The organism is Micromonospora sp. NPDC093243, from assembly GCF_044753725.1.
Taxonomy (GTDB): Bacteria; Actinomycetota; Actinomycetes; order Mycobacteriales; family Micromonosporaceae; genus Micromonospora.
In genome coordinates this window covers 1-6,617 of sequence record NZ_JBIVNT010000021.1, presented here as the reverse complement: position 1 = coordinate 6,617, position 6,617 = coordinate 1, and the positions used below count along the sequence as shown (strand labels likewise).

General features: G+C 66.4%; 3 protein-coding genes and 1 pseudogene. 2 read left to right on the top strand and 2 right to left on the bottom strand.

The window, feature by feature from the left end; all coding sequences use genetic code 11:
* Nucleotides 1-82: 82 nt before the first annotated feature.
* Entirely contained in the window at nt 83-2,341 is a 2,259-nt protein-coding gene (locus ACIP9D_RS32705; protein WP_350877538.1) for a glycosyltransferase, read from the bottom strand.
* Between the two features lie 1,415 nt (nt 2,342-3,756).
* On the opposite strand from ACIP9D_RS32705, the pseudogene ACIP9D_RS32700 reads away from it, so the two are divergent.
* Both ACIP9D_RS32700 and ACIP9D_RS32695 read left to right on the top strand, forming a co-directional pair.
* Nucleotides 3,757-4,377, top strand: a pseudogene (locus tag ACIP9D_RS32700) (IS110 family transposase); the annotation flags it as partial.
* 272 nt (nt 4,378-4,649) lie between these two features.
* A complete protein-coding gene (locus tag ACIP9D_RS32695; RefSeq protein ID WP_350877540.1) occupies nt 4,650-5,495 on the top strand; it encodes a DUF4253 domain-containing protein in 846 nt (281 codons plus the stop codon).
* A gap of 368 nt (nt 5,496-5,863) precedes the next feature.
* Here the strand turns inward: ACIP9D_RS32695 and ACIP9D_RS32690 are convergent, their stop codons facing one another.
* Nucleotides 5,864-6,328 (bottom strand): hypothetical protein, encoded by a 465-nt coding sequence (locus tag ACIP9D_RS32690; RefSeq protein ID WP_350877542.1) that lies wholly within the window; start codon nt 6,326-6,328, stop codon nt 5,864-5,866.
* Nucleotides 6,329-6,617: the final 289 nt, after the last annotated feature.

Below are 6,617 nucleotides of genomic sequence, written 5' to 3'. Positions count from 1 at the left end.
GATCATATCGGCGGCCAACTCGGTTTTCGCGGCGAGCTAGTTGTTTGCGATAGAAGCATGCCCAACTAAACGCGTCCGCTTCTCACCCCTTCCGCCTCGGCTCGAGCGGCGCGCACGAGGACCGGCAGGCGCGGGCTTCGATGTAGTCGACGACCATGTGGGCCGGGTAGTCCTCTGGGCTTGGCTGCCCCGGCCACCAGCCACCGACGGCGAGGTTGACCAACAAAAACACCGGTTGGTCGAATGCCCAATCGCCGTCGACGGCCTCGGGCGTGATTGACTGATAGTGCGCGCCATCGACGTACCAATCGATTCGTCTCGGCTGAGCATGCCAATCAACGGTGTAGGTGTGGAAATCGCCTGTGAGGCCGCCTGCGTCATGATGGCGAGCCCGCCGGCCCACCGGCTCGTTACAACCAGGACAGTGCAAGACCCCGTAGACCTCATCGGCTGCCGAGCCCCGGTACTCGATGACGTCGATTTCGCCCGACTGTGGCCAACGCAGATCCCGCCGGAAGGAACTGCCCAGTGCCCAGAACGTCGCCCAGCTGCCGCGCGCCGCTGGCAGTCGAACCCGAGCTTGCATCCGCAGCGTTCCACCCGTCGGAGGAGCGAGGTCGGCGCGGCGGGTCTCTATCCGGGCTGAGTGATATTGCCCATCACCGTCGACAGTCGCAGTGATGATGAGGTTTCCGGTTCCATCAAGTCGTACGTTGCGCGGGGAGCGCTCATACCGCTGGATCTCGCCAGTGCCCCAGTTGGTCGGTCCGCCGGGGTAGTGATGTCCGGTTTGGACGATCCAGTCTGCGGGTGACGGGAGCTGGCCAGCGGGCCCGTCAAAGTCGTCGCGCCATACACCTGGAGCAGGCGGTGCCGGACGAGACGGCCGCGGCGGCAGGCTCGCCGCTACAGCGACTGAAGCGGTGGCCAGGAGGGCGACGACAGCGGACGCCCGCGCTCCCAGCCGCGCCCGCCGCAGCCGTGCTATGGCCGGCAGAAGGAAGAGGGCGGCCTGAGCGGCGCACCACGCGAGCGGAAAGGCGAGCCAGAGCCCGTCGGCTGACGGCACCCCCAGCGCCGCCGCAGCGCCAGCGTAGCCGCCCCGGGCCGCCGTCCGTGCGGCGCCCATCAACACCGCGAGCAGGTTCGCCACAGCAAGCACGCCGAGAATCACATACGCGGCCGAAAAAGGCGAGGGTCGTTGACGCCCATGGGTAGGCACCCATCCGCTGGTGCGCCGAATCAGCGCGTCGACCAGCCCGAGCGCGTGCGCGGGCGTCGCCAGCACATGGGCGAGCATCGCGGCCAGCCCCGCCGATCCGGTCTGTATCCGGTTAGCGACCGCGATGCTCAGTAGCCCTGACACAAACAGCAACAGAGGTGCGACCGGAGAGACTGTGACTGGGGAGACGTCCCCCAATAGAAGGCACACCGGCAGTAGGGAAAACGCCAGACCGATGACGGACGTGAGGTAGTGGGTGCCCAGTGACGCATACTGCCAGCGCTGAGTCGCGTTCAGTCGGCTGGAGCGCCACAGTACGGCGCTGAGTAGCACCTCGAATGCGCCGCGCGCCCACCGCCGCTGCTGGCCGAGGTACGCACGCCAACTCAGCGGCGGTAGTCCGACAGCGAGCACGTCGGGCACGAAGACGGATCGTAGGCCGGCGCAATGCAGTCGTAGCGACGTGTGCACATCCTCGGAGTGGCTGTGTCGATACAGGCCCTCAACAAGGTCTAAGGCTGACCGCCTAAACACGACGTTCGTGCCCACACAAATCGCGGCGCCGTGGCGGGCCTTGCCGGGCATGAGATAGCGATAGAAGGCGCTCTGCGCCTGCCTCGCACCCCGCGCCGCCAGAGTGCTTCGGGGAAGGTAGTTCTGGGGCGTCTGAACGAAGGCCACTCGCACATCGACGAAATACCCAAGGGTCCGAGCCAGAAATGCCGTGTCCGGCACGTGATCGGCGTCGAAGACGGCAACGAAGTCACCCCTGGTCTGGCGCAGCGCGTGGTTGACGTTGCCTGCCTTTCCGTGGCTGCGGTCAGCGCGGTTGAGGTAGCGGACACCCTCCTCCTGACACACCGCGTGCAGATCTTGGCTGTCGCCGTCATCGAGCACCCAGGTGTTGTGGGCTATTCGCATGTCCCGGGCAGCACGGATTACTAGGCGCACCACATCCAGATCCTCGCCGCACACGGTGATGAGGACATCGACAGTGCCGTCCCACCGCGTCACCCGCGCGTCCAATGGCAATCTGACGCCGAGGCTGGTCCACCAAGTTGTGGTGAGATGAACGATTACCAGCGTCTGCAGAAGGACGGCGCCGCCCCAGATTCCCACCTCGACCCGGGTCTCAGTGCTCGGAAAAACTAAAAGGAGGAACTGGAAGGCTAACGCGTGTAGAAGAGCTAGGAGCGAGGCGACATGCCCGGGATGTGTGCGGACATAGCCCGATTCTGCGCGACTCCTGGGTAACATTTCGGCTTGGACGTGTCTCATTTGCATGAATGTTGTCGGGAGGCGGGATCTGCGTCCGCGGCCGAAATCATGATCGGTACGTGGGCGCCGCTAGTCGGCAGCATCCAGTCATCGACTACGACAACCACAGGGTCACAAACCCGTCGAGTCACCAGTCCTCATTCCGACATCCCGGGAGCAGCGATAAAAGGATCGCGAACGCGAGGGTCGCAGTAGGTGGGGCCTCCAGAGCACGCTTCTCCGCATCGGGATCAGCGTCGGCTACGTAGTGGGCACCGTGTCCACAAGCGACGACCATCATACGTACGCCGTCCCAGCGTTCATTGGAAGGGGAGGTGATATCGATGATGACTCACGTCCCGTCTAGCTCGATCGCCACGTACCGATTCCGACCCACAAGCCGTTCGCGGAAACGCAGCGCCACAGCTGGGCCGAATCCGGCAGCGGCGTCTTTAGGTGTACACACATAGACGCGGTGGATTAGCTGCGGCCCCATGCTCGGCCGTCGTTCGGTCAAACAGCGGCCAACAACGAACGCTTCGTCGAGCATGTGCCTCGCCATTCGGCGAGAGCTCCCTCAGCGCTGCGCTCCGAGTGGCGCCCGTATGGGATGACACACACGGCCTCCACAACGTCGGCGAGCGAAGCCGACTCGGAGAGTCCCGCCCGCCATCTCAACGATCTTCACATAAGCAACCGGGAACGCCATCGATTTCTTCGCCGCGCTCTCGGAGTCACATTCCAGCGGAATTCCGACTCCTAAACCCGACAGGGATACCACGGCAAGCAACTACGCTCAACAAAGTTCGTCGCCCTGCCGTGCGGCCCCTCCCGGGGTTGTCCAGGCTTCCATCCGGCCGTCCGGACTTGATGGCGGCCATACCAGTCGCGTTAGCCGGAAGCGAATACTGCCCGCAAACGGGATGCCACACCCGCTCCGCCCAACCTAGCCCCACAGGTCGACCGACCGGCCGGTCTGCCAGTGCGAATCGACTCTAACATCGTGAGGATGCTCAAACAAGGGAGATCGACCGGCAGCCGAAGCACGCGCAGCCATCGCCCCCGTTGCCTTTCGGATCGTTCCCAGCCGGGGACCCTCGGTCGCCCGGCTCGGTATGACTTCCTGCCCCTGTCGTTCGGATGATCCGGGGGGTGTTGTCGCCGAGTCGGGTGGCGTCGCCGGACCGCTGATGGGGACATCGCCACGCGTGTTGGGTAGGTCTCTTCGTAACGTGGCTGCCGGCAGTCCGACGCCTGGACCAGCGGCCGGGGCCACGATGCGATGCGTGGAGGCGGGTGCGGTGAACGACGGATACGGCGTCTTTCTCGGCTTGGACGTCGGTAAGGGTGATCATCACGCGGTCGGCTTGGCCCCGGACGGCAAGCGGCTACATGACGCGCCGTTGCCGAACACCGAGGCCCGGCTGCGGCAGCTGTTTGACAAACCCGCCCGCCACGGCCGGGTCCTGGTGGTGGTCGACCAACCCGCCTCCATCGGCGCCCTGCCCGTCGCGGTCGCCCGGGCGTGCGGTGAGCAGGTGGCCTACCTGCCCGGCCTGGTGATGCGCCGTATCGCTGACCTGCACCCTGGCGCGGCGAAGACTGACGCCCGCGACGCTTACGTCATCGCCGACGCTGCCCGCACCTTGCCGCACACGTTGCGGCGGGTCGACACCGGCGACGAGACCTTGGCCGAGCTGGAAGTCCTGGTCGGCTTCGACGACGGCCTCGCCGGCGAGGCCACTCGGGCGTCCAACCGGATCCGTGGGCTGCTGACGCAGATCCACCCTGCTCTGGAACGGGTCCTCGGCCCGAAAGTGCAGCACGAGGCCGCGCTGGAGCTGCTGTCGCGCCGCGGCGGACCGGCGGGTCTGCGCAAGGCGGGCCGCCGCAAACTGCTCTGGGACGAGACCGAAGCCGCGGCTACCGCCGACCTCACCATTGACACGTCCCTGACTACCCAGAGGAAGCGGCCAAGCTGGTCGACCAGGCAGTGCGACGCGGCGACACCGTCACCGCCTGACCAGCGAGCGGCCGGCAGCCGGCGATGTCGGGCTCCACTTGATGGGTGAGGGATTTGTGTCAGATGTTGGGTGACAACGCTCCTAGGTTGCGACTTCGGCCGCAACGCTGAGTACTCGGGGTCTGGGTGATGATCTAAAATTTGCGGGTGATCTTCGAAGCGCCCGATGATCTGCGCGGTCTGTTCAGTGACGGCGATCGTCAGCTCTCCGTGCCGTTGCCGCCCGGTCGCGCGGTCTTCTCATCGGAGCAGGATCTTGACCGGCCGGTGTACTGGCTTAGCGATGAGCCCGCCCCTGCTGGGCTATGGGGTCCGCTGCGCGGAGCGCACGCGGAGTCCGGGCTATGGCCGTTGCTGCTCTTGGGTTCAAAGCATGTGGCTGCGGAGTCGCGGCCCTGGGCCGACGGCGAGATGTATCCCGGCGATATGTCCCACCCAGGCGAGCACGACGCCGCCTCATTGCTGGCTCGGTGGTGGTATCAGCACACCAGCAGCGACGACGAGGACATGCTGTCGCCGAGTGAACGCCTGGCGGTAACCGCGCCGTACGGGCGGCAGTGGCCGGGCATCGCTCCCGTCGCGACCGAACAGATCGATTCCGGCCGTAACGCGGACGGGTATGCGGAAGTCCTACTGCGGAGCCATCCGGGGATGCGGCTCGGCCTGGTCGCCAGCGAACGCGGTGCCGACTCGCTGGCAGTCGCAGGCTGGTGGGGCGCAGCCAATTACACGAATGACACGGCGGAAATTTCCGCTGTGCTGCGGGACTGGGAAGATCGGTTCGGAGTGCGGGTCGTGGGCCTCTCCGGGTACGCGACGCTTTTTCTGAGCGTCGCCGCACCACCGCAGGAGTTCGACGAAGCGCTTCGCGTCGCTGCCGAACACTTCGCATTCTGCCCGGACAACATCTGGCAGGGCCCCCGGCCGTGCACGCTAGCTGCCTACGCCGAGCGACTTATCGGGGCCAACTCTTGGGGGTTCTGGTGGGACTAACGGCGGTCGGAACCCCGACCTGACCGCCCGGCACTCCTGGTAGCTGAAAACCATCTGACCAGGTTCCCGTATCTGGTGGACTCCCGGAGCTGACGGACCGGCGACAGACGATTGTGGCGGTCACCCCGTGCGGGGTGACCGCCACAACTGCGTTGGCCTCGCAACGGCCGGACCGGCGACCGGTCCTCCCCGCAGTCGTGAGGACCAGGCCGTCGCCCGGGGCGTCAGCCCGCCCGGCGCGCGGCGTGGGCCGGTTTCTGGCGGATCAGTGTCGATCGAGGGAAGCACTTCCCCGGGAACGGGTCCACAGCGTCCCCGTTTGGCGCGGTGCCGCCGGCCGGGTGGGCCAACGCCTTCGCCCGGGTGAGTCAGCTCACCCGGTTGAGCCGCAGGACGAGCGGGACGTCGCCCTCGCTGGCGTGGATGGTCATCACCTGCCGGTCGAGGCTGATCTTGACGGTGAGGGCGAACGACGACCCGGTGCCGTCGCAGTTCTGCGGGAAGCCGGTGCCGCTGTAGTTGAACCCCTTGCCGCTGACCGTGAGCAGGACACACCCGGCCTCGGGGCTGAGACTCAACCCCTGGAAATGCGTCGCGGTCAGCGGGAAGACCGTCATGCTGTAGGGCGTGCCCAGGAGGTCTCCCTCCCAGGTGCCCACGATGGGCTCGTAGGCCGTGGGCGGTACTGCCTTCGCGTCGACGACCCGGACCTCCGTCGACGCCGGCACCGCGGCGTGCCCGGCGCCCGGCGTCATGGCCAGGGCGCCGAAGGCGGCGACGGCCCCGGCCGCCGTCATCCAGATGCGGCGACGGAGTGAGCGACTGATGGTCATGGTTGACCTCCCGTGTGATTGCAGAAGGCCGCCTGCCCAGCCGGGCAGGCGGGGTGGGACGGGTAGAAGCTACCCTGAACGACGCGTCCCCACTGACCGACCCCCCGGTCGGCGGGAAGGCCGTGGAGACCGATCAGGCCGGTCCCGGGCCGGAGTCCCCTTCGCCTAGGTGGTGTGGGTCCTCGGTGTTCACCGGGGGGGGTGTCCCTATGGGTTTCGTCAAGCGGGGATCGGTGCCGTTGGGCGGGGTTGGTAGGGGATCTTGTCGCGGAGCATGGCGTATAGGACG

What these genes read in the sequence shown, in the direction of transcription:
- ACIP9D_RS32690 (WP_350877542.1), bottom strand. Translation starts at nt 6,328, where the DNA reads ATGACCATCAGTCGCTCACTCCGTCGCCGCATCTGGATGACGGCGGCC.